The sequence below is a fragment of the Streptomyces sp. GD-15H genome, from assembly GCF_045291515.1.
GTDB lineage: Bacteria > Actinomycetota > Actinomycetes > Streptomycetales > Streptomycetaceae > Streptomyces.
The window spans coordinates 724580-751118 of sequence record NZ_CP149447.1; the positions used below are offsets into that span (position 1 = coordinate 724580).

Sequence of the window (26539 nt, forward strand, 5' to 3'; positions counted from 1 at the left end):
ACGGCTCCGGTCCCCTTGGGCCGTCCGGATGCCCTCGGACCCCCGCCGTCGCGTGAAGGCCGCCCGGCAGGTGGACCCTGTACATGCAGGTCATGCCCTACGGGGCAGCCGCGGGCTACCGGTTCAACCCCTTCGGCCTGACCGAGGTGTGGCCGCCCGGCGACTACCCCCTCATCCCGGTCGGCCGTATGGCACTCGATCGCAACCCGACCGACGACCACGCCGAGATCGAGCAGGCGGCCTTCCAGCCCGACGACCTGGTCCCCGGCATCGGCCCGAGCCCGGACCGCATGCTGCTGGTCCGGCTCTTCTCCGACGCCGACGCCCACCGCCACCGGATCGGCGCGAACTACCAGCAGCTTCCTGTGAACGCCCCGGTCGTCGACGTCCACAGCTACTCCAGGGACGGCGCGATGGCCTACCGGAACACGACCGATCCGGTGTATGCGCCGAACTCCAAGGGCGGTCCCGCGGCCGACACCGAGCGCTACGGCACCCCGCCCAGCCGGGAGGCCGACGGGGCCCTCATGCGCACCGCCTACGTCTCCCATCCCGAGGACGACGACTGGGGGCAGCCCGGCACCCTGGTGCGCGAGGTCATCGCCGACGCCGCGCGCGACCGGCTGGTCGACAACGTCGTCGGACACCTCCTCGACGGCGTGACCGAACCCGTCCTCGAGCGAGCCTTCGAGTACGGGACGAACATCGACAAGAACATCGGCGCCCGCATCGCCCAGGGCGTGCGGGCGAAGGCGGACGAGAAGGACCCCAAGGCCGCCGAACAGGGCGATCCGGCCCGACGCGCCATGCAGGAGAAGGCCTGACGCCTTCGGCGAAGGGCGAGTGGGCGGCTTCGGGTTCTCGTCCCTGCGGGGCGTGCGTCACACGACGCACGCCCCGCGTCTGTTTCGGCACCTCTGGGCCTGTCCGGCTGTTCAACCGGCCTTCAGGCGACGGCCGTCGGCGCCAGTTCCCGTAGTTCCCGCAGGGCGGCCTCGACCGCCGGGCGGGCGTGGCCGCCTCCTCTCGTGCAGGTCAGCAGCTTGCGGTGCGGGTTGCCCGTGCAGCGCACCCGGGTGATCGGCAGGTGCGGGGTCAGCTGGGCCAGCCGCGGGATCAGGGCGAGGCCCAGCCCGTGCGCGACGAGGTGGGCGGTGACGTTCCAGTCGAGGGCGTGGTGGACGACGTCCGGGGTGAACCCGGCGGCGCCGCACGCCGACATCACATGCGGCCGGCAGGGACTCTCCGGCACCGGCGCGATCCATGGCTCACGCGCCGCCTCCTCGAGGTCGACCCGCTCCCGCCCGGCCAGCGGATGCCCCTCGGGGACCACCAGGTCGAACGGGTCGTCCAGCAGCGGCCGCTGGTCGAAGCGCGCGTCGCTGAGCGGGGGGTTCTTCGGGGTGGCCTCCACGATCGCCAGATCGGTGGCCCCCTCGAAGAGCAGGTCGAAGCTCTTCGGCACCTCCGTCTCCAGGATCCGCACCGCCAGCCGCGGATGGCGCGCGCCCAGCCGGGCCGCCATGGGCGCCAGCAGCACCGAGATCGCCACCGGGAATCCGGTCACCCGCAGCAGCCCGGAGGGCGCGCCGCGATCGGCCCGCAGGTCCAGTTCGGCCTGCTCCCAGCGGGCCTGGATGGCGTCGGCGTGCGCGAGCAGGCTCTCGGCGGCCGGGGAGAGCCGCACCCCGCGCCCCTGCGGTTCCAGCAGGTCGACGCCCAGGTCGCGGGCGAGCTGGCGGATCTGCTGGGAGGCGGCGGACGGGGTGAAGTGCAGGGCGCGGGCAGCCGCCGTGACCGTGCCGTAGTGGGCGACCGCCCTCAGGACGTGCAGTCGGCGCAGGTCAATCATGTAGTTCACGCTTCACGGTCGAGTCCACAAAGTCAACCTGGACGTATACGGATGTTCCGGCGCACCCTTGGTTGTGTGTCACGACGGCCGACCGGGCCATGTCGTAAGGGGAGTCGAGGGCTCGAGGACGCGCGGGCCCGGGACGCGAGGAGCTGAGGAGTCACCATGACCGGCACGCCCGGAACCACTGGCACGACCGGCGCCGTCTGCCCGTACTGCGGATGGCCGGACGACGGCGAGCCGTTCCAGTGGGTGTCGCGGCACACCACCGCGGCGGGCAGCACCGTGTGGACCCGCTGCGGCTGCGGCTCGCTCCAGGTCCGTGCCGTCGACGACCGCGGCAGCCGTGTCGTCACCCGCAGCAGGCCGCCCACCGACGTTCCGTCGAGCCGGGCGGGCGGGGCGTGCGGTGTGGGCGGGACGGGTCACTGAACGGGGCGGGGCGCCGAACGGGGGGCGCCGTTGACAGACCGTGCACCCCGGCCGTACTAATCGAGCCGGCCCAGGCCGGTGCTCGCGACCGGTGTTCGGTGCTCGGTGTTCCGGAAAGGTGAGCGGAAGGCGTGGACGTGCAGAGACATCCCCTGTCCGGGGTCACGGTGGTCAGTCTGGAACAGGCCGTGGCCGCGCCGTACGCCACCCGTCAGCTCGCCGACCTCGGCGCCCGTGTGATCAAGGTGGAGCGGCCGGGCGAGGGAGACTTCGCCCGCCGCTACGACACCACCGTCCACGGTCACTCCAGCTACTTCGTGTGGCTCAACCGCTCCAAGGACTCCCTCACGCTGAACCTCAAGGATCCGCGGGGCCAGGAGATCCTGCATCGACTCCTCGCCGGTGCCGACGTGTTCGTGCAGAACCTGGCACCGGGCGCGGCCTGGCCTCGGCCTGGGCACCGACGAACTCACCCGGCGCCACCCCCGGCTGATCCCCTGCACCATCTCCGGCTACGGCACCACCGGCCCCTGGGCCGACCGCAAGGCGTACGACCTGCTGGTGCAGTGCCAGACGGGCCTGGTGTCGCTGACCGGAACACCGGACGGCACCGCCCGGACCGGCATCTCGGTGGCCGACATCGCCGCCGGGATGTACGCGTACAGCGGTGTTCTCACCGCGCTGTACACCCGCGCGACCACCGGTACCGTCCACCCCGTTGAGGTGTCGCTGTTCGAAGCGCTCGCCGAGTGGATGGGCCAGCCCGCTTATTACACCCGTCACGGCGGCATCCAGCCCCCGCGGCTGGGCACCCAGCACGCCACGATCGCCCCGTACGGGACGTACCAGGCCGCCGACGGGCGCGAGGTGCTGTTCTCCATCCAGAACGAGCGCGAGTGGGCAGCCCTGTGCGCGGAGTTCCTGGACCGCCCCGAGCTGGCCGAGGATCCCCGCTTCGTCACCGGTTCCGCCCGGGTGGCGCACCGCGAGGAACTCAACGCCGTCATCGCCGAGCGTTGTGCCCGCTCCGATTCCGAGGAACTGCTGGGGGACCTGGAGGCCGCCGGCATCGCCTGCGCCGGGGTCAACGACGTCGCCGCCTTCCTCGGCCACCCGGTCCTCGCCGGCCGCGACCGCTGGCGCGAGGTGGCCGTGCCCGGAGGGACCGTGGAGGCCCTGCTCCCGCCGGCCAACCTCGCGGGCCTGTCGCCCCGCATGGACCCGGTACCGGCCGTCGGCGAACACACGGAGGCGATCCTCACCGAACTGGGCCACTCCCCCGCCGACATCGACACCCTCCGCGCGGACGCCGTCGTCTGAACGGACGCCGTCGTCCGCGCCGCTCCTACGAACCGGTCGCCCCCTGGCGCCGGTGCAGCGCCGTCAGCACGTCCTCATCCGTCAGCTGGTCGAAGTGCGCGTACCACTCGCCCACGGCCATGAACCCGGCGGGCCGGTGCGGACAGACCACCTCGTCGGCCTCGGCGCGCATCCGTTCGACACTCTCCGGGGAGCCGACCGGGACGGCCAGCACGACACGGGCGGGTGCCTGATGCCGTACGGCCCGAAGCGCGGCGCGGGCCGTGGCACCGGTCGCCAGACCGTCGTCTATGACGATCACGGTACGTCCCCGCAGCACGGGGGCGGGCCGACCCTGGCGGTAGAGCTGTTCACGGCGCCGCAGTTCGACGCGCTCCCGCTCGACCACGGAATCGAGGTCGGCCTCGCTCAGGCCCAGCGCCCGCAGGGACGAAGGGTCGAACAGGGGCACCCCGTCACCGGCCATCGCACCGACGCCGACCTCCTCGTGGAAGGGAGCGCCGATCTTCCGGACGATAAGTACGTCGAGCGGCGCCTCGAGCGCCTCGGCAACCTCGCGGGCCACGGGGACACCACCGCGCGGCAGGGCGAGGACGACGGCCTCGGGCAGCGCGCCGTCGCCCTGCATCCCGCGCAGCCTCTCGGCGAGTTCCCGGCCGGCTTCCGCCGATCACGGAACAGCATGACGGTCGCCCCTCTCCGCACCGGTCCGCGCACCGGGGACGGCTGCCCCGGTCCGGCACCCACGTACCCCGTCGCGGGCGATCCGAAGCGCGCTCCGCCCGACGAACCCCGCACGCCGGTGCGGAGGTCGCATGCCCGGAGGGCGAGGGGGTACCCCGGGGCGCATGACCGGTATCGACATCGGCAGTGACGCCTTCGACGACCACACGTTCATCGCGCGGCGGCACGCGTACGAGGCGGCGAACGTCTCGCCGCCGCTGGCCTGGAGCGGCGTACCGGACGACACGGCGGAGCTGGTCCTGCTGTGCGAGGACCCCGACGCGCCGTCGGGGACGTTCGTGCACTGGATCGTCGTGGGAATCGACCCGCACAGTGGCGGCGTCGGCGCGGGGCAGAGTCCGCCGCGGGGCACCGCACTCGTCAACGGCTACGGGGAGCGCGGCTGGGGCGGGCCGCATCCGCCGCCCGGGGACGACGCGCACCACTACGTCTTCCGGCTCTACGCCCTCGCCGAGCCGTGTGTGCTGCCCGACGCGCCCCGTGCGGAGCAGGTGCACGAAGCGGTGGACAAGGCCCGGATCGCCGACGGCACCCTGGTGGGGTTGTACCGGCGCTGAACCTCGCCGGGTCTCACCGGCGGGAACCGGCCGGGGCGGGTGAGACGGCTCGCGTGCCCGCCCACCCCGGCCGGCCCGGTGCTCAGAGCGCTCCGGGGACTTCCTCCGTGACGCCGTTCAGCGGTGACGCCGGGTCGCTGCCGTAGGGACGGGTGATCACTTCCAGGCCGTGTCCGGCCGGGTCGGTGAAGTACACGCCGCGTCCGCCGTCATTGCGGTTGATCCGGCGTGGGTGCCGACCGTGCGGATCAGCCTGGACGGGGACCCCGGCGTCCACGAGCCGGCCGAGGATCGGGCCGAACTCGTCCTCGGAGACGAGGAAGGCGTAGTGCTGCACGGGAATGTCGGCGTCGATGGTCGCGAAGTCCAGCGTGACACCGTTGGCCGTCGTCACGGGCAGGAACATTCCGGCCGGTTCGCCGACCTCCAGCCCCAGGATCCGGGCGAGGAAACGGGCGGACTTCTCCCGGTCACGGGTAAGGACGATGGTGTGATTGAACTCGACTGACACGGTTTCAATGCCTCCACGGGCATCCGCGGCGCCTCCATGCCTCACCCTGCCGGTGACCGACACGCGATGCCGCACGGAGGATCATAGGCAGCCCCGTCGGCCGTCGTCGAGGTGTCCTCGATGCCCCTGTCGCCTACGTGGCCTCCGTGGCCTCGTCGACGCGGGTGGCCACATGACGCAGGAAGCGACGCACGTCGGCGGCGGGCAGCGGGAGCGCGGCCCCGCGGGGACGTTCGAAGCTGTGCAGCGCGGCCTCGACGAGGGGCCGGAAAGCGGCCTCGGAGTCGGCGACCGCCTCCGCCGCCCGACGCTTGGGAAGCCACTGGTCGGTGCGGCAGAACACCAGGGAGCGGCAGCCGTTGAGCACCCTGTTGTCCGCCAAGTGGCCCTCACCGGCGGCGTGTTCGCGAACGGAGGCCCGCAGGGCGGTGAGCAGCGCAGCGCGTTGCGGCTCGGCGATCACCTCCCTTGCCGGCCTGCCGAACAGCGAACGTCCGGCCCGGGAGGCGAGGGAGAGGTCGATGACGTACCAGAAGTCCGCGGACTCCCCCGGGTCGAAACTCACCTTCTCCGGCAGCTCTGCCCCAGTGTTGAGGTCCAGCAGGTAGCCGGCCCCGCCGGACGGACTGGCGGCGGTGCCGGAGGCGTGGACGACCAGTTCCAGCCCGGCCGCGGGACACGGCAGCGCGGAGTGGCTGAGTGTCCCGGCCAGCTCGTGCAGCGCCCGGCCGGGCAGGGACGAGTCCACCACGACCATGACGTCGACGTCACTGCGCCCGTGCAGGTAGTCGCCGAGGGCGACCGAACCGACCGCGAGGACGCTCACCAGGTGGGGGCCGCAGACGGTGCGGATGCGGTGGACCTGCTCCTCCAGATAGGGACGGAGCTCGGCGGGCACGGGCTGCGGGGAGGCGGGGAAACCGGGAGGAGCGGGGGTACGGGCCACGCGTTCAGTGTCGCCCGGTGGAAAGTGCCCGTCGCCGCACGGCAGGGCCCGGCCGTCCCTGCCGGACCCCACCGGCCCCCGGAGTACCCCTCTGGACCGTTTTCAAGCACCGGTGGCTCATCAGGGCCGTCCGGCCCTAGCCCTGGTGGCTTCCACCGCCGACGATGGGCTGATGTTCCAGAGTGATGGCTTCCGCGCACTCGATCGCCAGGAGTGCCTGCGCCTGCTGGCCAAGGTGCCGGTGGGTCGCGTCGTATACACCCGGCAGGCGCTGCCCGCCGTCCTCCCGGTCAACTTCTCCCTGGACACGGACTCCTCCGTGCTGCTGTGCACCTCGCGGGACTCCGACCTGCTGCACGCGATCGACGGTGTCGTGGTGGCCTTCGAGGCCGACGACTTCCAGGCCGAGATCCGGGCCGGCTGGAGCGTGGTGATCACCGGCCGGGCCGCCGTGGTGACCGACCCCGCCGAGCACGAGCGGCTGCTGCGCACCGGTCCCGACTCCTGGATGCCGATGCGGGACGGGGTGTTCGTACGGATCGAGGCCGGAATGGTCTCGGGGCGGGAACTCACGGGCCTGGGCGTGCCCGGCACCGCGTCGACCGCCTGAAACCACCGGGCCCTCGGCTCGGGACGCACGGCAGTTGATCACGGTCCTGGTGGCATCCCGTACGGTACGCCCGTGACCGAGTACAGCACTGAGGAAGCCCCGGGGCGCTTCGGCCCCACCGCCACCACCGAGGCCGAGCCCGGCGACGTGGGCCGGGTGCGCACGGAATACTCGCCCGCGCACGACGGTGACCCCGATCCCGGGGAGATCGTCTGGACCTGGGTGCCCTATGAGGAGAACGACGGCCGGGGCAAGGACCGTCCGGTGCTCGTCGTCGCACGCGAGGCGGCCGGAACCGTCCTCGCCGTGCAGTTGTCGAGCAAGCCGCGCAACGGAGACCGGGACTGGGTACCGATCGGCAGTGGACCGTGGGACCGGTCGGGCCGGGATTCGTGGGTCGCCGTCGACCGGGTGCTGCGGCTGCATGAGGACGGCATGCGCCGCGAGGCCTGCGCCCTGGACCGGATGCGGTTCAACCTGGTGCGTCACCGGCTGCGGGAACGGTACGGCTGGAACTGACCCCCACCGCACCTGTCGCCAGATCCGCGAACGTCTGCTCGAAAGCTGTGCGGACCGCGCCCTCGCGCGTGCGGTCCAGGATCCCGAACACCATGTGTGCGAACGTCCCCGCGAACCGGCCGCCCGGCTCCAGCAGCGCCCGGAATGCGGCCGCCACCCGCGCCGGGTCGTTGCGGAAGACCCCGCAGCCTCAGGCGCCCAGCACCAGCCGCCGACAGCCGCCCGCCACGGCGGTCTCCGGCACCCGCTCCGCCCGGACGGCCAGGGCGCCGGGCACCTCGCCCGCGCGCTCCGGCGCCGTCCGGAGGAGGACACCCGCGTTCGGCGCGGGCGAGGTGAGAAAGCCCGCCTCGAACGGCTCCTCGAGGAGTCGGCCGCGGTCGTCACGGAAGACGGGCACGGCGGGTGAGTGGATCACTCGATCGGAGTAGAACGGGTCACGCTGGGTCCGGTGGTGGTCGTCGCACTCGGCGGCTCGCAGCAGGCAGGTGTAGAGCGCGGAGGCACGGCGCAGCGCCTCCTCCTGAGCCTGGGCGCCGTTGAGGTGGTCGCCGCCGGGGAGGGGGTACCTCCTGCTCGTGGGGGTCCCCCCTGTTCGAGCAAAGTCGAGAAATTGGGGGAGGAGCTGAGAGCTTGGGGGAGTGCGGAGGCGAAGTCCAGCACCGCGGGTTCCCGACGCGGGCCGTTCGGCTCCGCGTCTCCCGCGAGCCGGCGCGCGGCCTCCAGGCTGCTCTCCCCGGTGACCTCGATCCGGGTCCCGACCGGGGCCGACGCCCGCACCGGGCCCGGCCCGTACATCCGGGTCCCGTCCCGTGCGGCCTGGAGGGCCGCCGCGAGGCGCACCTCGCGGCCGCCCGGAGCGCGGTAGGTCCCCGCCGCCACGATCTGCTCGGTCTCGCGCGCGATGCCGCGCAGACGCGCGCTCACGGCGCGACCCCCGTACGCTCCGTGCCCGCGCGCCCCGCGGTCCCCCTCGCCAACCTCCCCGCCGGCTCCCCCGCGATCTTCCCCGTCGTGCCCATACGAGCATCGTGAGCGATGCTGGTGAGGCGACGCAACGGAGTTTTTCCGCACCCGGAAGGCCCGGGAAAGGGACGCACAAGCCCTCGGAAGCGGGCGGGACGGAGAGACGACAGATCCGGAACGCCCCGCCAGGCGCCCTTGTGCCGAGCGTCGCGAGAGTTTTGGGTGGACGGGTTGTTGCCGGGCCGGCCCAAAGGACCCGGCCGGCGACATGGTGGCATCTCAGGAGGATTCCCACATGTCCGATTCGGTAAGTGGCCATACCGAGCCACGTCCCGCCGTCACCGAAGCCGAGGTGGATGCGCTGGTCCGCGGCATCTGCTTCAAGACCGGACCGCCGCGCCGCCTCGGAGTCGAGGTGGAATGGCTCGTCCACGAGCTGCGTGCCCCGCAGCTCCCCGTGACATCCGAACGACTCGAAGCGGCCTACGCCGCACTGCGGACCGTGCCCCTGAGTTCGGCGCTCACCGCCGAACCCGGCGGCCAGCTGGAACTCAGCTCGCCGCCCGCCGCCTCCCTCATGGAGTGCGTCGACACCGTCCGCGCCGACCTCGACGCCGTCCGCGCGGTACTGCGCGAGGACGATCTCACTCTCGTCGGCCTCGGCCACGATCCCTGGCACACACCACGCCGGTTCCTGCGCGAACCGCGCTACGACGCCATGGAGGCCTGCCTCGACCGCACCGGCCCCGCCGGCCGGGCCATGATGTGCACCTCCGCGTCCGTACAGGTGTGTCTGGACGCCGGGTACGAGGAACCCGGCGTCCTCGGTCATGTGCGGCGCTGGTGGCTGGCACACCAGCTCGGCGCGGTCCTGGTCGCCGCGTTCGCCAACTCCCCGCTGGCCGGCCACCGGCCGACCGGCTGGCTGTCCACCCGGCAGCTGCGCTGGACGCAGATCGGCACCGGTCGCGCGGGCGGCCCCGTGCTGAACTCCGATCCGCGCGCGGCCTGGGTCCGCCACGTCCTGGACGCGCCGGTGATGTGCGTACGACGGGACGGCGGTCCGTGGGACGTACCGGAGGGGCTGACCTTCCGTGAGTGGACCAGGTCCAGGGCGCCCAGGGCGCCCACCCGGGACGATCTCGACTACCACGTCACGACGTTGTTTCCACCGGTCAGGCCGCGCGGTCACCTGGAGTTGCGGATGATCGACGCGCAGCCCGGTGACGACGGCTGGATCGTGCCGCTGGCCGTGACGACGGCGCTGTTCGACGATCCGGAGGCCGCCGAGACCGCCTATCGGGCGGTGAAGCCGCTGGCCGAACGGACCCACGGGGTGCCGGCGCCGCACAATCCGCTGTGGCGGAACGCGGCCCGTGGCGGCCTGGGTGATCCGGAGCTGCGCGAAGTGGCCGTCGCCTGCTTCGCCGCGGCGCTGCGGGCGCTGCCCCGACTGGGCGCCACGCCCGAGGTCGTGGACGCGGTGGCGGCGTACCGGGACCGCTATGTCGCCCGGGGCCGCTGCCCCGCCGACGAACTGCTCGACACCCTGCGCGCCCGTGGTGCCGTCGGCACCGACGGCACCGCCGCGGCCGGCACGCGCGCACACCCGCGCACGCACCCGCACGGAGCGCCTCCGCACGGGAAGGACACCCGCTCATGACCGACCCCGCCCTCGACGCCGAAAGCCTGCGCGAGCGCGCGGTCGCCGCCCTGATCACCGCGCGCGACCGGACCACCCTGCTGACCGGCTGCGTCGACGAACCCGATCTCACCGCTCAGCACTCGCCGCTGATGTCGCCCCTGGTGTGGGACCTCGCCCACATCGGCAACCAGGAGGAGCAGTGGCTGTTGCGGGCCGTTGCCGGGCAGGAGGCGATACGGCCCGAGATCGACAGCATCTACGACGCCTTCGAGCATCCGCGCGCCGCGCGGCCGAAGCTGCCGCTGCTGCCTCCCGAGGAGGCCCGCCGCTACGCCGCGGACGTGCGCGGCCGGGCGCTGGACGTGCTGGAGGGCACCGCGTTCCACGGCGAGCGGCTGACGGAGGCGGGCTTCGCCTTCGGGATGATCGCGCAGCACGAACAGCAGCACGACGAGACCATGCTGATCACTCATCAGCTCCGCGAGGGGCCGCGGGCCCTGACCGCCCCGGATCCGGAGCCGGTGCCGCTGTTCACCGGTCCGTCCGAAGTGCTCGTTCCCGGCGGCCCGTTCACCATGGGCACCTCCGACGAGCCGTGGGCCCTGGACAACGAACGCCCGGCACACCGGCGCGAGGTGGCGCCGTTCCACATCGACACCACCCCGGTGACGAACGCCGCCTACCGGGCGTTCATCGAGGACGGCGGCTACGACGACCCACGCTGGTGGACCGCGGAGGGCTGGGCCCACATCCGCCGGAACTCCGTCACCGCCCCGTTGTTCTGGCACCGGGACGGCACGTCCGGCGCGGGGCAGTGGCTGCGGCGCCGCTTCGGTGTCACCGAGGTCGTACCGCCCGCCGAGCCTGTGCTGCACGTGTGCTGGTACGAGGCCGACGCGTACGCGCGCTGGGCCGGACGCCGGCTGCCCACCGAGGCCGAGTGGGAGAAGGCCGCCCGCCACGACCCGGCCGGCGACCGCTCGGCGCGCTATCCCTGGGGCGACGCCGAGCCCGGTCCGGAACACGCCAACCTCGGCCAGCGGCACCTGCGTCCCGCGCCCGCGGGGAGCTATCCGGCCGGTGAGTCGCCGCTCGGGATACGCCAGTTGATCGGTGATGTGTGGGAGTGGACGTCGAGCGACTTCCTGCCGTACCCGGGGTTCAGGGCGTTCCCGTACAAGGAGTACTCGGAGGTGTTCTTCGGGCCCGAGTACAAGGTGTTGCGCGGCGGTTCGTTCGCGGTGGACGCGGTGGCCTGCCGGGGCACGTTCCGCAACTGGGACCACCCCGTCCGGCGGCAGATCTTCTCCGGCTTCCGCACGGCACGCTCGGAGAGCGCCTGATGTGCCGTCATATCGCTTATATGGGCCCCGAGGAACCGCTCGGCCGGCTCCTCGTGGACCCGCCGCACGGGTTGTACCGCCAGTCGTGGGAACCCCGGCGCCAGCGGTACGGAACGGTCAACGCCGATGGTTTCGGCGTGGGCTGGTACGCGCCGGGAGACCCGGTGCCGGCCCGGTACCGCAGGGCCGGACCGATCTGGGCGGACCTGTCGTTCACCGATCTCGCCCGGGTCGTCCGCACCCCGGCGCTGCTCGCCGCCGTACGGGACGCGACCCTGTCGGGCGCGGACAGTGAGGCCGCGGCGGCCCCGTTCGCCGCGGGGACCTGGCTGTTCAGCCACAACGGTGCCGTGCGGGGCTGGCCGGGCGCGCTCGCGCCGCTCGCCGAATCCCTGCCCGCCGAGGACGTGCTGTCGCTGGAGGCCCGCAGCGACTCCGCGTTCGTGTGGGCCCTCGTGCTCGCCCGGCTGCGAGCCGGGTACCCCGGGGAACCTGAGGGGCAGGCGCTGGCCGACACCGTGCTGGAGGTCGCCGCGGCGGCCCCCGGCTCCCGGCTCAACCTGCTGCTCACCCAGGGCGACACCATCACCGCGACCGCGTGGGGCGACACGTTGTGGTACCTCACCCGGCCGGGCGGCGGCACCGTCGTCGCCTCGGAGCCCTACGACGACGATCCGCACTGGCGCGAGGTCCCCGACCGCACGCTGCTGGCGGCGAGCCGCACCGACGTGCTGCTCACCCCGCTCAAGGAGCCGAGCGAGGTCCTGGCGCCCACCGACCCATCAGCACCCCCGAAGGAGCCCCGCACGTGAGTCCCTTCCTGCTCACCCGCACCCTGCCCGAGGACGCCACCGACGCAGCCCTGCGCGCCGACGTCCTCCAGGGCCTGAACGGCAGGCCCAGGACGCTGCCGCCGAAGTGGTTCTACGACGCGTACGGCAGTGAGCTGTTCGAAGAGATCACCGAGCTGCCCGAGTACTATCCGACGCGCGCCGAACGCGAGATCCTGCTCGCCCGCTCCGGTGAGATCGCCGCGGCGGCCGGTGCCCGCACCCTGATCGAACTGGGCTCCGGTTCCTCGGAGAAGACCCGCCACCTGATCGACGCCCTGACCGGGCTGCACACCTACGTCCCCGTCGACGTCAGTGAGAGCGCCCTGACCCGGGCGGGGCAGGCGCTCGTCGCCGAGCGGCCGGGCCTGGCCGTGCACGCGCTGATCGCCGACTTCACCGGCCGGATGACGCTGCCCGACACCCCGGGCCCGCGCCTCGTGGCGTTCCTCGGGGGCACGATCGGCAATCTGCTGCCCGCCGAGCGGGCCGCTTTCCTCGCCTCCGTCCGCGGGCTGCTCGCCCCGGGTGACGCGCTGCTGCTGGGCACGGACCTGGTCAAGGACGAGAAGGTACTGGTCCGGGCGTACGACGACGCGGCCGGGGTGACGGCCGCCTTCAACAAGAACGTCCTGACCGTGATCAACCGGGAGTTGGGCGCCGACTTCGATCCTGCCGCCTTCGACCATGTGGCCGTGTGGGACGCCGAGCGCGAGTGGGTCGAGATGCGGCTGCGCTCGCGCGGGGCGCAGACGGTGAAGGTGCCCGCGCTCGGCCTCGCCGTCGACTTCGGCGCGGGCGAGGAACTGCGCACCGAAATCTCGGCGAAGTTCCGCAAGGAGGGCGTACGGGAGGAACTTGGTGTCGCGGGGCTGGAGTTGGCCCGATGGTGGACGGACGAGGAGGAGCGGTTCGCGCTGTCGCTGAGCGTGGCGCGTTGACGTAGAGCTTCACTGCGGGTCGAGGTCCAGGGCTTCGGTGATGCGCCGTGAGGCGCGTTCGGCCTCCGTGGCGGGGTCGGCCCCGGTGAGCACCTTCGTCATGTACTCCTTGATCGGGTTGTCCGCCTCGACCGCGCCCCACTCGGGGGTACTGGGGGTCGCCCGGCCCTGTGCGGCTCCGGCCGCCATGGCCGCGGCCCCCCTCCTCCTCGGCCACGGCGTCGGCGAGGGTGGTCTTGTCGGGGACGTAGTCCCTCGTGCGGGCCAGGTCGGTGTGGGTGCGCTCGAAGTCCTCGGTGAAGCGGTCCAGGAACTCCTGTGACGCGCTGTGCCGCATCAACCACACGGTGAGGGTCTGCCGTTCGTGTCCCTTGCCCCCCGGCAAGAGGCCGCAGCCGCCGAGGAGGAGGACGGACACACAGACGAGGGCGAGCGGGCGACGTCTCACGAGGGGTCCTGTTTCTGTCTGACGGACAGGGCGAAGGGCCCGGCGTGGGGGCGAGCGTGGGGGCTCGCACGGGTGCCCCGCATATTGGTATGGACCAATTCGGGGGTCAAGGGGTCGGGTGACCGGCGGACATCGAGGACCGGAGCGGTCGACGTCTCGCGGTACGCCACGGCCTGAGGCACGGTGGAGTGACGTGTGACACCAAGAGGCGTCCCGCGTACCGGTGGGAGCCGCCGTCGAGAGGAGCACCCGCATGTCGGACCACATCTACCGGGTCACGGAGATCGTCGGCACCTCGCCCGACGGCGTGGACCAGGCCGTCCGCAACGGCGTCGAGCGCGCCTCGCAGACCCTGCGCAACCTGGACTGGTTCGAGGTGACCCAGGTGCGCGGTCAGATCGAGGAGGGCCGGATCGCGCACTGGCAGGTGGGCCTGAAGGTCGGCTTCCGCCTGGAGGAAACGGACTGAGCCTGCTCCGGAGGAGAACGGCCCCGTACCGGAGCGGAAGCGGTACGTGAGGAGGCACGGGGCCCCGGTACGCACCTGCGGGAGGGGGAGACGTCAGGTCCGCCCCTCCCGCTCCTGCGCCGCCTTCAGCTCCCCCGACGGGGCCGTCCAGCGGGCGTGCACGATGGTGAACCCGGCCCGTCGGGCGTCCGCGCAGACCAGTTCGTCGTCGTCCACGAGCATCCGGATCTCCCGGGTGCGGGCGAGGCGTCGCAGGATCGCGAGTTTGGTGTACCGGGCGGGCCGCCGGTCGGCGTCGCCGCGCATGTGGACCGGCCCTTCGGGCAGCCCGTGGGCGGTCAGCCAGTCCAGCGTGTGGCGCCGGCAGCGCTCCGGACGCCCGGTGAGGTAGACGATCTCGCACTCCCGCGCGCTCTCGCGCACCAGCGCGATGCCCTCGGCGAGGGGCGGATCGTGGGGCGCGGCGGCGAAGAAGGAGTCCCAGTCGCGCGGCCTGTGCTCCAGGAACCGCTGCCGGTGTGCGGTGTCCGCGAGGGTGTTGTCCAGGTCGAACACGGCGAGCGGGCGCTTTTCACTGTCGGTCACACCGCCCAGCCTAGACAGGGGGAATGCGGTGGCGGACCAGGCGTTGAACCGGGTGTGACTCCGCTGATCGCCCGCACCCGTTTCTCCGTCCTCGACCGTTCCCGTACCCGTGAGGGACACACCGGTGCCGAGGCGCTGCGTGACACCGTGCGGCTGGCGCGGGAGGTGGAGCGGCTCGGCTACCACCGGTTCTGGGTCTCCGAGCACCACGGCGTGCCCGGGGTCGCCGGCTCCGCGCCGGCGGTGCTGGCCGCCGCCGTCGCCGCGGCGACCGGGACGATCCGTGTCGGGACCGGCGGGGTCATGCTGCCCAACCATCAACCACTCGTCGTGGCAGAACAGTTCGGGGTGCTGGAGTCCCTCTTCCCGGGACGGGTGGACATGGGCCTGGGCCGCTCGGTCGGCTTCACCGACGGGGTGCGCAAGGCCCTGGGCCGCGGCAAGGACGACGCCGAGGACTTCGGCGCCCAGATCGACGAGCTGCTCGGCTGGTTCCGCGGCACCTCCCCCACCGGGGTGCACGCCCGCCCGGCCGAGGGACTGGCCGTGCCCCCGTTCGTGCTCGCCATGGGTGAGGGTGCGGCGATCGCCGCTCGCGCGGGTCTGCCGATGGTCATCGGCGACCTGCGCGGCCGCGACCGGATGCTCCGCGGCATCGACGACTACCGCGCCCGGTTCCGCCCGTCCGCATGGGCGAGCGAGCCGTACGTGGTGATCTCCGGCACGGTCGCCGTGGCCGGCACGCCCGAACAGGCCCACCGGCTGCTGGTTCCGGAGGCCTGGTCGATGGCGCACTCCCGGACCCGCGGCACCTTCCCGCCGCTGCCGCCCGCCGAGCGCGTCGAGTCGCTCCCCATGACGGCCAAGGAGCGCGGCCTGTACGAGTCCGGGCTCAGTGGCCACATCGCCGGCACCGAGGAGCAGGTGGCCGACGAACTGGAGACGGTGCTGAAGGAGACGGGCGCCCAGGAGGTCCTGGTCACCACCAGTACCCACGACCGTACGGCCCTGCTGGACTCCTACCGGCGGCTCGCCGGGCTCGCCGGTGTCCCGGGGACGGGCGGCGGCGCGGCGCGCCGGTGAGCTGCCTCGCAGGCGCGCACGCGGTTCCGCCCGGTCAGCCGCGGCCGCGCCGCGGAACGTCGCGGCCGCGCCGGGTCGCTTCGTCGCTCCGCATGATGTCGTCCGGCACTCCCTCGCTCTCGATGCGCTCCTTGCGGACCCGGCCGCGTACGGTCTCGTTCTCGATGCGCTCCTCCATGGTCAGCCGCACCCGTTCCACGGGTACCGCCCTGGTCTCCACGACGGGGCGCTCCTCGTGCAGCGTGACCTCGTAGTCGGCCTCGCCGATCTCCGCGCCGGAGAGCGCGGCCTCGCGGTCGGCCTCCGCGATCGGCTCGCGCACCACGTGCACCTCCTCGTGGCGCACCGGCACGGTCTGCTCGACCTCCTCCGTCACGACGTACTTGTGCAGCCTGGCCCGTCCGGTCTCGCGTCGCTCGACGCGGACGTGCATCTCCTCTTCCATGCGCGTCATGGAGTCGGCGCCGGGCCCACCACGCTCGGTGGTCCTGCCTGCCTTCCCGGTCGTCGCCGACGTTCCCGCGGCGCCGGCTGCCGCCGTGGTCGTCGTCCGGTCCCTGCCCGTCGTGCGGGCTGTTCCAGCGGCGCCCGCTGTCCCCGTCGTGCCCGGCGTCCCGGCCTTTCCGGTCGTGCCCGACATGCCGGCCGCACCCGCCGCGCCGGCGGCGCCCGCCGCGCCGGCCGTTCCTGCCTTGCCCATGCCGGGGCGACGGTCACCGAGGCCCTCGCCGGAACGCCCGGTGTCGTCGCGCAGCACACCGCTCCAGTCGATGCCGTAGTACTCGTACAGCCGGTGCTCCTCCGACTCCGACAGGTGGCCCTGCGAGTCGACGTCGACCTCGGGCGCGCCCTTGACCTTGTCCCTGAGGTACGGGACTTCGAGGTGGTCCTCCACCAGTTCGGCGTCACGGATGGGAATGAACGACTCGCTGGAGCCGAACATGCCCGTCTTGACACTCACCCACTCGGGGCGGCCACTCATGTCGTCGAAGAAGACATGCTTGGCCTCACCGATCTTGTTGCCCTCGCCGTCGTAGACGGGGTGATCCAGGAGGATCTTGACCTCATCGCGGGTGATCATCTGGCCTCACCCTCCTTTCAGGTGTCGCTCCCGTCCGGATGTCCTCGTCAGCACCGTGGAAACTTCACGTAAGGGACAAAGTGCACTTAACTTTCGACAGCGCTCACTTCTGGTGGCCGCCCCCGCACGTCTTCGACCGGATGTTCCCGCCCGAAGTCGCCGGCCGCCGGCGGCTGCGCGGCGGCGGCCAGGGCGCGGCGGTCGGGGTGGCTACCCGACGCGATCGCGGCCCGTATCTCGACCTCGGCGACCAGACCGCGGGCCGAGACCACCCGCCACAGGGACGCGAACAGGGTGTCGTCGCCGACGAAGGCCGCGGCGGTGGCCGGTGTTCCGTGCGCGCTCCGGTAGTGGATGCGGACCGGCTGGACCGGGACCCCGGCGTCCAGCGCCGCCTGGAAGACGGCCCGGCGGAAGGAGCCCTGCCGGCGGCCGCACCAGGTGCTGCCCTCGGGGAAGGCGGCGACCGCCGCGCCCTCGCGCAGCGCCCCGGCGATCCGGGTGACCGTGTCCGGCAGGGCGCGCAAGCGGTCACGGTCGATGAACAGAACGCCACTGCGTCCCACCAGCGGCCCGGCCACCGGCCATCGCCGTATCTCGGACTTGGCCAGCATGCGGGCCGGGCGGACCGCGCTCAGCAGCGGTATGTCGAGCCAGGAGATGTGGTTGGCGACGAGGAGCAGCCCGCCGGTGGGGGTGGCGGCGCCGATGACACGCACCTGGACTCCGGCGGCCCGCACGATCCACCGGCACCAGCGGCCCACCAGCCCCGCCGGGACCCGCCGCCCGATCGGCAGCAGCGCCACCCCGGCGAGGACCAGGACGGCGACCGCCGTCAGCCGCAGCACCGCCTTCGGTACGCCCGTCGCGGCCCTCGTCGGCTCCACACAGCCGCTCGGGGTGCAGGGCGCGGCGGGCAGCCAGGCGCTCATCAGGCCGGTACGAGGGAGAGGAAGTGCCGCAGGTAGCGCGGGTTCACCCGGTCCATCGGCAGCAGTACGTACAGGTCGGCGACGCCGAAGTCCACGTCGTGCGCGGGCTCGCCGCAGACCCAGGCGCCGAGCCGGAGGTAGCCGCGCAGCAGGGCGGGCAGCTCGGTGCGGGCCGCGGGCACCGCAGGTGCCCCGGGGTTCGTCCGCCACGGGAGCAGGGGGCGGACGCGGTACTCCTCGGGAGCGAGGTGCTTGCCCCGCACCCGGTCCCAGGTGGCGGAGGCGAGCGCGCCCCCGTCGGCGAGCGGGATGGAGCAGCAGCCCGCCAGCCACGCGTGGCCCTGGTCGACCATGTAGCGGGCGATGCCGGCCCAGATGAGGCCGATGACCGCGCCGTCGCGGTGGTCGGGGTGCACGCAGGAGCGGCCGACCTCGACGAGGCCCGGCCGGATCGGGGCGAGCGCGCCGAGGTCGAACTCGTTCTCGGCGTACAGGCGTCCGGCGACCGCGGCGCGCTCCGGCGGCAGCAGCCGGTAGGTGCCGACGACCTGGCCGCTCACCTCCTCGCGGACGAGCAGGTGGTCGCAGTAGGCGTCGAAGGGGTCGACGTCCAGGCCCGGCTGGGGGGTGGACAGCAGGGCGCCCAGCTCGTCGGCGAAGACGTCGTGCCGCAGTCGCTGGGCGGCGCGCACGTCCTCCTCGTCGCGGGCGAGGGTGACGGTGTAGCGGGTGGGTGCCGCGGGCTTCGCGGGGTGGGCTGCGGTCAGCACGCCGGTCATGGCTCTCTCCTGGTCACGCGCCGGAGCGGGGAAGGTGGGGACTCCCCCTTGTTTCTGCCTGTGCCGGTTGGCGTGTACGTGACGTGAGCCGGGAGTGCGGATGTGGGGATGCTGAATGCCAGGCATCACCCGGACGGCAAACGGGACCGGGGATGAGCACCACTCCCGGTCCCGCCGTCCGCCCCCTGGCGAACGCTTTCCCGCTGCCCGCCCGGTGGTTACCGGCCGGCCCCTTGCGCGTGGCCCGCAGCCACTCCTTGTTCATCCCGGCGATGGAGGTCAGCGGGATGCCCTTCGGGCAGGCGGTGGCGCACTCGCCGGCGAGGGTGCAGCCGCCGAAGCCCTCCTCGTCCATCTGCGCCACCATGTCGAGCACCCGGGTCTCACGCTCGGGCGCGCCCTGCGGCAGCACGTTGAGGTGGTTGATCTTCGCCGCGGTGAAGAGCATCGCCGCCCCGTTCGGGCAGGCCGCGACGCAGGCGCCGCAGCCGATGCACTCGGCGTGCTCGAAGGCGAGGTCCGCGTCCGGCTTCGGCACCGGCGTGGCGTGCGCCTCGGGCGCGGAGCCGGTGGGGACGCTGACGTAGCCGCCGGCCTGGATGATCCGGTCGAACGCCGACCGGTCCACGACGAGGTCCTTCACCACCGGGAAGGCCGACGCCCGCCACGGCTCGACGTCGATGGTGTCGCCGTCCTTGAAGGACCGCATGTGCAGCTGGCAGGTGGTGGTGCGCTCGGGACCGTGGGCGTCGCCGTTGATGACCAGCGAGCAGGCGCCGCAGATGCCCTCGCGGCAGTCGTGGTCGAAGGCGACGGGGTCCTCACCCTTGAGGGTGAGTTCCTCGTTGAGGGTGTCGAGCATCTCCAGGAAGGACATGTCGGGCGAGATGCCGTCCACCTCGTACGTGGACATGGCGCCGTCGGCGTCGGCATTCTTCTGCCGCCAGACGCGCAGGGTGAGCTTCATGCGTAGCTCCGCTGAGTGGGGTGGACGTACTCGAAGACGAGGTCTTCCTTGTGCAGGGTGGGGGCTTCGCCGGTGCCGGTGAACTCCCAGGCGGCGGCGTAGGAGAACTCCTCGTCCTTGCGGGCCGCCTCGCCCTCGGGGCTCTGGGACTCCTCACGGAAGTGGCCGCCGCAGGATTCGGAGCGGTGCAGCGCGTCGAGGCACATCAGCTCGGCGAGCTCCAGGTAGTCGACGATGCGGTTGGCCCGCTCCAGCGACTGGTTGAACTCCTCGCCGGTGCCGGGCACCTTGATCCGCCGCCAGAACTCCTCGCGGATCTGCGGGATGCGCTCCAGCGCCTTACGCAGGCCCGACTCGGTACGGGCCATGCCGCAGAACTCCCACATGAGTTCGCCGAGTTCGCGGTGGAAGGAGTCGGGGGTGCGGTCGCCGTCCACGGACAGCAGAAGGTTGAGCCGTTCCTCGGTCTCGGTCAGCACCTCCCGCACCGCCGGGTGGCCGGCGTTGACCTCGTCCTTGTGCGGGTTGCGGGCGAGGTAGTCGTTGATGGTGGCCGGGAGGACGAAGTAGCCGTCCGCCAGGCCCTGCATCAACGCGGAGGCGCCGAGGCGGTTGGCGCCGTGGTCGGAGAAGTTGGCCTCACCGATGGCGAACAGGCCGGGGACGGTGGTCTGGAGGTCGTAGTCGACCCACAGGCCGCCCATCGTGTAGTGCACCGCGGGGTAGATCCGCATCGGTACCCGGTACGGGTCCTCGTCGGTGATCCGCTGGTACATGTCGAAGAGGTTGCCGTACTTGGCCTCGACCGCCTTGCGGCCCATCCGCTTGATGGCGTCGGCGAAGTCGAGGTAGACGCCCTGGCCGCCGGGGCCGACGCCCCGGCCCTCGTCGCAGACGTTCTTCGCGGCGCGGGAGGCGATGTCGCGGGGGACGAGGTTGCCGAAGGACGGGTAGATGCGCTCCAGGTAGTAGTCGCGCTCGTCCTCGGGGATCTTGTTCGGCGGGCGGTCGTCGCCCTTCGCCTTCGGCACCCAGATACGGCCGTCGTTGCGCAGCGACTCGCTCATCAGCGTCAGCTTGGACTGGTGGTCGCCGGTGCGCGGGATGCAGGTGGGGTGGATCTGGGTGAAGCAGGGGTTGGCGAAGTACGCGCCGCGCCGGTGCGCCCGCCAGACGGCGGTCGCGTTGGAGTTCATGGCGTTCGTCGACAGGTAGAAGACGTTGCCGTAGCCGCCGGTCGCGAGGACGACGGCGTCGGCGAAATAGGTGTCGATCTTCCCGGTGACCAGGTCCCGGGCGACGATCCCGCGCGCCCGGCCGTCGATGACGATGAGGTCGAGCATCTCGGTGCGCGGGTGCATCTCCACGTTCCCGGCGGCGATCTGCCGGGACAGCGCCTGGTAGGCGCCGAGGAGGAGCTGCTGGCCCGTCTGGCCGCGGGCGTAGAAGGTGCGGGACACCTGGACACCGCCGAAGGATCGGGTGTCGAGCAGGCCGCCGTACTCGCGGGCGAACGGCACGCCCTGGGCGACGCACTGGTCGATGATCTCGACGGAGACCTGCGCGAGACGGTGCACGTTGGACTCGCGCGAGCGGAAGTCGCCGCCCTTGACGGTGTCGTAGAACAGGCGGTGCACGGAGTCGCCGTCGTTGCGGTAGTTCTTCGCCGCGTTGATGCCGCCCTGCGCGGCGATGGAGTGGGCGCGGCGCGGGGAGTCCTGATAGCAGAACTGGACGACGCGGTAGCCCTGTTCGGCGAGCGTGGCACCGGCGGAGCCGCCGGCCAGGCCGGTTCCGACGACGATGACGGTCTGCTTGCGCCGGTTGGCGGGGTTGACCAGCTTGGCCTCGAAGCGGCGGGTGTCCCAGCGCTCGTTGATCGGCCCGGACGGGGCCTTGGTGTCGGCGACCGGCTCACCGGTCACATACTCGGCATAGGTAGTCATATCAGCTCACCACTCCGGTCATGACGCCCACGGGTACGGCGACGAAGCCGAGCGTGAGCAGCAGCGCGAGGACGTTGGCGACGGCTTTGAGCGCGCGGTCACGGGTGCGGCTGCCGACGCCGAGGGTCTGGGCGGCGCTCCAGAAGCCGTGCCGGATGTGCATTCCGAGGGCGAGCACCGCGACGATGTAGATGACGTTTCCATACCAGGTGGAGAAGGTGTCCACGACGTTCTGGTAGGGCTTGCCCGTCTCGAAGCCGCCGGAGTGCACGGTGCCGGTGGTCAGGTCGAGGATGTGCCAGACGATGAAGAGGCCGAGGATGATCCCGCCCCAGCGCATGGTGCGCGTGGCGTAACTGGTCCGCGCCTTCTTGTGGACGTACTTGCTGGGGCGCGCCTTGATGTCGCGGCGGCTGAGCTGGTACGCGGAGACGGCGTGAGCGACGACCGCGACGAGGAGCACGACCCGGACCACCCACAGCGCCCACTCGTAGTGCAGGAGGGGCTCGCCCATGGTGCGCAGCCAGTGTGCGTACTCGTTGAACTCGACGGCCCCGAAGTAGATCTTCAGGTTGCCGATCATGTGGGCGACCAGGTAGAGCAGCATGATCAGGCCGCTGACGGCCATCACTGTCTTCTTGCCGACGGTCGAGTCCCACACAGTGCGTGCGATGGACGGCCGTCGGTCCGTCTGCGTTGCCAGAGCCATGTCACCACACGCTAGGGCCAAAGGACCCCATCGGTCCAAGACATGGTCCAGCTCGTTTCCATAGACAGCACCTATAGAAGGTCTATGCTGGGCTCATGCAGTTCCAGCAGCTCCAGTACTTCGTGGCGGTCGCCGAGACCCGGCACTTCACCCGGGCCGCCGAAATGGTCCATGTCGCGCAGCCGTCCCTCTCGCAGCAGATCAAGGCGCTGGAGCGGGAGCTGGGAGCGGACCTGTTCCTGCGGGCGCGCGGCAACATCACGCTGACCGATGCGGGCGAGGCGCTGCTGCCGCTGGCGCGGCGCATCCTGGCCGACGCCGACACGGCCCGGCACGAGGTGCAGGAGCTGGTGCAGCTGCGCAGCGGCCGGGTACGGCTGGGGGCGACGCCGAGCCTGTGCACCGGTCTGCTGCCGGACGTGCTGCGCGCCTTCCACGACCGCTACCCGGGCGTCCGGCTGCTGGTCGAGGAGGGCGGCTCCCACGACCTGGTACGGGAGCTGGCCCGTGGTGCGCTCGATCTGGCCCTGGTCGTCCTGCCCCTGCCGACCCCCTCCCCCGCCCTCACCACGGTGGAGCTGCTGCGCGAGGACCTGGTGGTGGTGTCCTCCCCCGACGCCCCTCAGCCCGGCCGGGGCCGCCGCACCGTGCGCGTCGCCGATCTGGAGGGCGAGCGGCTGGTGATGTTCCGGCACGGCTACGACCTGCGGGAGCTGACCGTGGCCGCGTGCCGCGCGGAGGGCTTCGAACCGGACTTCGCGGTGGAGGGCGGGGAGATGGACGCCGTGCTGGGCTTCGTGCGGGCGGGGCTGGGCGTCGCCGTGGTGCCCCACATGGTCGCCGCACGGTCCGGACAGGGCCTGCGGGTCACACCCCTGGCACGCCCCGGCCTCCACCGCACCATCGCCCTGGCCCACCGCAGCGACGTGGCTCCGCCCCGCGCGGCCCGGGAACTGCAGCGGATGCTCCTGGAGCGGTGAGCCGGTGGGCCGGCCCACCCGTCGCCCTCCCCGCAGCTCCGGCAGCTCCGGCAACTCCGGCAGCACCCTCGAACCGCGAGCTCACGGCTTGGGAGCCGCCTTGAGGTTCCCGCGGGTGCACGGCGCGCGGCGTCCGCACGGTCGGCAGTGGTACCGGTCGGCGGCCGGTACGGGCGGTGCCGCGTCAGCCCGTCGCGTTGGCCAGGGCCAGGTCGTGCAGGCGTTCCGGTGGGCCGGGGCGGGCGTAGTACCAGCCCTGCGCCGTGTCGCAGCCGAGTATGCGGAGCTGCTCGGCCTGCGCCCCCGTCTCCACCCCCTCCACCGTGACGGCGAGGTCGAGGCTGTGGGCCAGGGAGACGATCCCCTCGACGATCTTGAGGTCGACCGGGTCGGCCGGGAACTGCTGCATGCTCTGGGTGAAGGAGCGGTCCAGCTTGAGGACGCTCACCGGGAGGCGGCGCAGGTTGGCGAGGTTGGAGTAGCCGGTGCCGAAGTCGTCCAGGGCGATGTCCACGCCCATCTCCGCCAGCCGGCGCAGCGGCTTCAGCAGGTCGTCGTCCGCGCCGATCAGCGCCGACTCGGTCACCTCCAGGCACAGCGCGTCCGGCTCGACACCGGTGCGCTCCAGAATGTCGACGGTGTCCTGGACCAGGCCGGGGTGGGTGAGCTGGCAGGGCGAGAGGTTCACGTTGACGCGCAGCGGGCCGAACGCCTCCGCGCCGCCGTGCCGCTCCTGCCACGCGCGAGCCTGGCGCACCGACTGCTCGAGCACCCAGCGGCCCAGCGGGACGATCAGTCCGGTGTGTTCGGCGAGCGGGATGAACCGGTCCGGGGACAGCACGCCGTGCTGCGGGTGCAGCCAGCGCACCAGCGCCTCGGCGCCCCGAACGCTGCCGTCGCCGAGGTGGACCAGCGGCTGGTACTCGATGAAGAACTCGCCCCGCTCCAGGGCCGCGGGCAGTGCCGTGGTGAGTCCGTGCCGGGTGATGGCGCGGGCGTCGGACTCCGGATCGGCCAGCTCGAAGCGGTTGCCACCCGCCGACTTGGCCCGGTACATGGTGATGTCGGCGCTGCGCAGCACCTCCGCCGGGCTGCGTTCCCCGGCCGGTCCCTCGACGACGCCGATGCTGCCGCGCACGGTCAGGTCGCGGCCGTCGACGCCGATGGGGGCGAGCAGCGCGTTCATGATGCGGGCGGCGAGCTCGTCGACCGTGTGCTCGGTGTCGGGGCCTGTGGTCAGCGCCACGAACTCGTCGCCGCCGAGCCGGGCGACCATCTCGCCGGGCGCGGTGGCGCAGGACTGGAGCCGGTCGGCGACCTCGACGAGCAACCGGTCGCCCGCGGCGTGCCCGAGACTGTCGTTGACGGTCTTGAAGCCGTCCAGGTCGAGGTAGCACAGGCCGAAGCGCTGTCCGGAGCCGGCGCTGAGCGCCTTCTCCAGCCGCTCGAAGAAGAACGTGCGGTTGGGCAGGCCGGTGAGCGCGTCATGGGTGGCCTCGTAGCGCAGCCGGAGGTTGAGCAGCCGCCGCTCGGTGGTGTCCTCCATCAGTGCGAGCTGGTACTGCGGTTCGCCGTCGGCGTCGCGCAGCAGGGACACCGTCAGATTGGTCCACAGGGCCGTTCCGTCGGGGCGGTAGAACGCCTTCTCGAGGTGGTAGTGCTCGCGGTCGCCGCGTACCAGCTCGTCGTAGAGGTTCCAGGTCTGCGGGGGGTCGTCGGGGTGCGTCCACTCCCTGACGTTGCGGCTGCGCAGGCTCTGTTCGGACAGGCCGAACATGCGCCGGAGGGCGCCGTTGACCTGCAGGACGTTGCCGTCGAGGTCGGCGATGCCGATTCCTATCGCCGCGCCTTCGAAGACCGCGCGGAACCTGGCTTCGGTGGCGTGCAGGGCCTGCGCCACCGCTCCCTGCGCCTCCAGGGCGGCCTGGGCGATGGCCTCCTGCTCGGCCAGCGTCCGCTCCCGCAGTGCCCGCGCGAACCCGGCGGCCATGGCGTGCTGCAGCCTGGCGCTGCGCGCCCGCAGACCCTCGCGGTCGCCGTCCCCGCCGCAGTACAGGACGAGGTAGGCGTCCACGCAGTCCAGGGTCCGGCTGAGCGCCTCCGGATCGGTGCAGTGTGCCTGGACCAGGGCGGCGCCGACCGCCTGGCCGGCGTCCGGGTCGAAGGCCCTGGCCAGCAGCGCTTCGCTCAATCGCCGGGCCAGCGGGAGCAGTTGCTCCTCGAACTCGGGTCGGGTCGACGACGTCGAGGTCACCGGGAAGACCGCCCGGCTCCAGATCGTCGCGAACCGGCGCAGTCTGCCCTCCGGCCCGTCCGGCTCCGCGCTCACGCGGTACGCCCCACGCCCGCGAGGCCGGAGAGCTCGTAGGGATCCTCGTCCTCCGGTGCGGTGTCCGGCCGCCACCGCGGCATCGGCACCAGTCCGGGTTCCACCATGTCGTACCCCTCGAAGAACCGCGCGATCTCGTCACGCGAGCGCATGATCAACGGGTTGCGGATGTCCTTGTACACGTCCACCGCGCCACCGGCCCGCTCCGGCGGCAACGGGATTTCCTCGTACGAGGCATGGGTGAGCATCAGCATACTGCCGGGCGCGAGGGCCTCGCGCAGTTCGGCCACTGCCGCGTACGGGTCGTCCGTGTCCTCCACGAAGTGCAGTACGGCAACGAGCAGCAGCGCCACCGGCCGATTCAGGTCGATCAGGCGCCCCACCTCAGAACTCGCCAGAATGTCCCGGGGCTTTCGGAGGTCGCCTGCGACGACGCCAGCGTCGTCGTTGCCTTCGAGAACGGCCTGGCTGTGCGCGACGGCCACCGGGTCGTGGTCGACGTAGACCACCCGTGCGCCGGGAACGGCCGTCTGCGCCACCTCGTGGACGTTGCCGAACGTCGGGATGCCGGAGCCGATGTCCAGGAACTGGGTGATGCCCTCGCCGACCGCGAAACGTACCGCCCGGCGCAGGAACGCCCTGTTCGCCTGCATGGTCTTGGGGAGTCCCGGCATGAACTCCATGGCCCTGCGGGCCGCTTCCCGGTCGACCTCGAAGTTGTGCGAACCGCCCAGGTAGTAGTCGTACATCCGGGAAACACTGGGCACCGTGATGTCGATGCTCCGTGGGGCCCAGGCGGGACGCTCCATGTATCTCTCCACAGCGTAGGCGATCCGGTGTTCGAGCCGAGGCTACTGATCGCCTGCCAAAGGAGCGACCTGAAACGGAAATTGACCATCCGTTCCCGGTCACTGCCCGCGGCATGTGCCGAATCGACACTCGTGGACACACTACGAAAAGCGCCCGCGGCATTCCGGAGAGTTCCGGCACGTGTGAAGCGGACCCGACGAAGAAA

General features: G+C 72.0%; 22 protein-coding genes and 6 pseudogenes. 13 read left to right on the forward strand and 15 right to left on the reverse strand.

Going from position 1 to position 26539, the window contains the following annotated elements; all coding sequences use genetic code 11:
* Positions 1–71: 71 nt before the first annotated feature.
* Positions 72–824, forward strand: a pseudogene (locus tag WJ438_RS03520) (catalase); the annotation flags it as partial.
* Positions 825–946: 122 nt separating this feature from the next.
* Here WJ438_RS03520 and WJ438_RS03525 read toward each other — a convergent pair.
* The gene (locus WJ438_RS03525; RefSeq protein ID WP_406729577.1) at positions 947–1852 is read right to left on the reverse strand and encodes a LysR family transcriptional regulator; all 906 of its coding nucleotides are present in this window, start codon (positions 1850–1852) and stop codon (positions 947–949) included.
* A 165-nt stretch (positions 1853–2017) separates the two neighbouring features.
* On the opposite strand from WJ438_RS03525, the gene WJ438_RS03530 reads away from it, so the two are divergent.
* Positions 2018–2284, forward strand: coding sequence for a hypothetical protein (locus WJ438_RS03530; protein ID WP_406723908.1), 267 nt, complete (start codon positions 2018–2020; stop codon positions 2282–2284).
* A 131-nt stretch (positions 2285–2415) separates the two neighbouring features.
* Positions 2416–3604, forward strand: a pseudogene (locus WJ438_RS03535) (CaiB/BaiF CoA transferase family protein).
* Between the two features lie 25 nt (positions 3605–3629).
* Here the strand turns inward: WJ438_RS03535 and WJ438_RS03540 are convergent.
* A pseudogene (locus tag WJ438_RS03540) lies at positions 3630–4288 on the reverse strand (phosphoribosyltransferase).
* Between the two features lie 164 nt (positions 4289–4452).
* On the opposite strand from WJ438_RS03540, the gene WJ438_RS03545 reads away from it, so the two are divergent.
* Positions 4453–4905 (forward strand): YbhB/YbcL family Raf kinase inhibitor-like protein, encoded by a 453-nt coding sequence (locus WJ438_RS03545; protein WP_406723909.1) that lies wholly within the window; start codon positions 4453–4455, stop codon positions 4903–4905.
* A gap of 82 nt (positions 4906–4987) precedes the next feature.
* Here the strand turns inward: WJ438_RS03545 and WJ438_RS03550 are convergent, their stop codons facing one another.
* Together WJ438_RS03550 and WJ438_RS03555 are read right to left on the reverse strand one after the other, a co-directional pair.
* Positions 4988–5416: a VOC family protein gene (locus WJ438_RS03550; RefSeq protein WP_406723910.1), complete on the reverse strand. Its 429-nt coding sequence runs from the start codon at positions 5414–5416 to the stop codon at positions 4988–4990.
* A 133-nt stretch (positions 5417–5549) separates the two neighbouring features.
* A complete protein-coding gene (locus WJ438_RS03555) occupies positions 5550–6362 on the reverse strand; it encodes an aminoglycoside adenylyltransferase domain-containing protein (protein ID WP_406723911.1) in 813 nt (270 codons plus the stop codon).
* A gap of 172 nt (positions 6363–6534) precedes the next feature.
* On the opposite strand from WJ438_RS03555, the gene WJ438_RS03560 reads away from it, so the two are divergent.
* On the forward strand, positions 6535–6972 hold the full coding sequence (locus tag WJ438_RS03560; protein ID WP_406723912.1) for a pyridoxamine 5'-phosphate oxidase family protein: 438 nt from the start codon (positions 6535–6537) through the stop codon (positions 6970–6972).
* Positions 6973–7044: 72 nt separating this feature from the next.
* Positions 7045–7491, forward strand: coding sequence for a type II toxin-antitoxin system PemK/MazF family toxin (locus WJ438_RS03565; RefSeq protein WP_406723913.1), 447 nt, complete (start codon positions 7045–7047; stop codon positions 7489–7491).
* Here WJ438_RS03565 and WJ438_RS03570 read toward each other — a convergent pair.
* Positions 7445–8418, reverse strand: a pseudogene (locus tag WJ438_RS03570) (TIGR02452 family protein). The gene WJ438_RS03565 and the pseudogene WJ438_RS03570 sit on opposite strands and share 47 nt — an antisense overlap.
* A 334-nt stretch (positions 8419–8752) precedes the next feature.
* Here WJ438_RS03570 and egtA point away from each other — a divergent pair.
* Genes egtA through egtD form a run of 4 tightly spaced genes read left to right on the forward strand, consistent with a single transcriptional unit; the run spans position 8753 to position 13216 of the window.
* Entirely contained in the window at positions 8753–10120 is a 1368-nt protein-coding gene (gene egtA, locus WJ438_RS03575; RefSeq protein ID WP_406723914.1) for an ergothioneine biosynthesis glutamate--cysteine ligase EgtA, read from the forward strand.
* The gene (gene egtB / locus WJ438_RS03580; RefSeq protein ID WP_406723915.1) at positions 10117–11445 is read left to right on the forward strand and encodes an ergothioneine biosynthesis protein EgtB; all 1329 of its coding nucleotides are present in this window, start codon (positions 10117–10119) and stop codon (positions 11443–11445) included. Before egtA ends, egtB begins: the two co-directional genes overlap by 4 nt.
* Positions 11445–12257 (forward strand): ergothioneine biosynthesis protein EgtC, encoded by an 813-nt coding sequence (gene egtC, locus WJ438_RS03585; protein ID WP_406723916.1) that lies wholly within the window; start codon positions 11445–11447, stop codon positions 12255–12257. The genes egtB and egtC overlap by 1 nt, the downstream gene beginning before the upstream one ends.
* Positions 12254–13216, forward strand: a complete 963-nt coding sequence (egtD, locus tag WJ438_RS03590) for an L-histidine N(alpha)-methyltransferase (RefSeq protein ID WP_406723917.1) — start codon at positions 12254–12256, stop codon at positions 13214–13216. The genes egtC and egtD overlap by 4 nt, the downstream gene beginning before the upstream one ends.
* 9 nt (positions 13217–13225) lie before the next feature.
* Here egtD and WJ438_RS03595 read toward each other — a convergent pair.
* Positions 13226–13493 (reverse strand): annotated as a pseudogene (locus tag WJ438_RS03595) (sugar transporter); the annotation flags it as partial.
* 424 nt (positions 13494–13917) lie between these two features.
* On the opposite strand from WJ438_RS03595, the gene WJ438_RS03600 reads away from it, so the two are divergent.
* Positions 13918–14133: a dodecin gene (locus tag WJ438_RS03600; protein WP_406723918.1), complete on the forward strand. Its 216-nt coding sequence runs from the start codon at positions 13918–13920 to the stop codon at positions 14131–14133.
* A 93-nt stretch (positions 14134–14226) separates the two neighbouring features.
* Here the strand turns inward: WJ438_RS03600 and WJ438_RS03605 are convergent, their stop codons facing one another.
* A complete protein-coding gene (locus WJ438_RS03605) occupies positions 14227–14718 on the reverse strand; it encodes a hypothetical protein (RefSeq protein WP_406723919.1) in 492 nt (163 codons plus the stop codon).
* A 54-nt stretch (positions 14719–14772) separates the two neighbouring features.
* On the opposite strand from WJ438_RS03605, the gene WJ438_RS03610 reads away from it, so the two are divergent.
* A complete protein-coding gene (locus WJ438_RS03610) occupies positions 14773–15801 on the forward strand; it encodes an LLM class flavin-dependent oxidoreductase (RefSeq protein WP_406723920.1) in 1029 nt (342 codons plus the stop codon).
* A 34-nt stretch (positions 15802–15835) separates the two neighbouring features.
* Here WJ438_RS03610 and WJ438_RS03615 read toward each other — a convergent pair whose 3' ends face one another.
* The 6 genes and pseudogenes from WJ438_RS03615 to WJ438_RS03640 form a co-directional block, all read right to left on the reverse strand.
* A complete protein-coding gene (locus WJ438_RS03615) occupies positions 15836–16882 on the reverse strand; it encodes a PRC and DUF2382 domain-containing protein (RefSeq protein WP_406723921.1) in 1047 nt (348 codons plus the stop codon).
* Between the two features lie 86 nt (positions 16883–16968).
* Positions 16969–17814 carry a lysophospholipid acyltransferase family protein gene (locus tag WJ438_RS03620; RefSeq protein ID WP_406723922.1) on the reverse strand — a complete coding sequence of 282 codons (846 nt, stop codon included), beginning with the start codon at positions 17812–17814 and terminating at the stop codon, positions 16969–16971.
* A complete protein-coding gene (locus tag WJ438_RS03625) occupies positions 17814–18593 on the reverse strand; it encodes a GNAT family N-acetyltransferase (protein ID WP_406723923.1) in 780 nt (259 codons plus the stop codon). The genes WJ438_RS03620 and WJ438_RS03625 overlap by 1 nt, the downstream gene beginning before the upstream one ends.
* Positions 18594–18825: 232 nt before the next feature.
* Positions 18826–19560 (reverse strand): annotated as a pseudogene (locus tag WJ438_RS03630) (succinate dehydrogenase/fumarate reductase iron-sulfur subunit); the annotation flags it as partial.
* Positions 19557–21506, reverse strand: coding sequence for a fumarate reductase/succinate dehydrogenase flavoprotein subunit (locus WJ438_RS03635; protein WP_406723924.1), 1950 nt, complete (start codon positions 21504–21506; stop codon positions 19557–19559). The gene WJ438_RS03635 and the pseudogene WJ438_RS03630, both read right to left, overlap by 4 nt.
* A gap of 1 nt (position 21507) precedes the next feature.
* Positions 21508–22179 carry a succinate dehydrogenase gene (locus WJ438_RS03640; RefSeq protein WP_406729578.1) on the reverse strand — a complete coding sequence of 224 codons (672 nt, stop codon included), beginning with the start codon at positions 22177–22179 and terminating at the stop codon, positions 21508–21510.
* 131 nt (positions 22180–22310) lie between these two features.
* Here WJ438_RS03640 and WJ438_RS03645 point away from each other — a divergent pair, with 131 nt between their 5' ends.
* Complete coding sequence (locus tag WJ438_RS03645; protein WP_406723925.1) at positions 22311–23195, forward strand: LysR family transcriptional regulator; 885 nt, start codon at positions 22311–22313, stop codon at positions 23193–23195.
* A gap of 184 nt (positions 23196–23379) precedes the next feature.
* Here the strand turns inward: WJ438_RS03645 and WJ438_RS03650 are convergent, their stop codons facing one another.
* Both WJ438_RS03650 and WJ438_RS03655 read right to left on the reverse strand, forming a co-directional pair.
* Positions 23380–25524: a putative bifunctional diguanylate cyclase/phosphodiesterase gene (locus WJ438_RS03650; RefSeq protein WP_406723926.1), complete on the reverse strand. Its 2145-nt coding sequence runs from the start codon at positions 25522–25524 to the stop codon at positions 23380–23382.
* Positions 25521–26333 carry an SAM-dependent methyltransferase gene (locus tag WJ438_RS03655; RefSeq protein WP_406723927.1) on the reverse strand — a complete coding sequence of 271 codons (813 nt, stop codon included), beginning with the start codon at positions 26331–26333 and terminating at the stop codon, positions 25521–25523. Before WJ438_RS03655 ends, WJ438_RS03650 begins: the two co-directional genes overlap by 4 nt.
* Positions 26334–26539 lie beyond the last annotated feature (206 nt).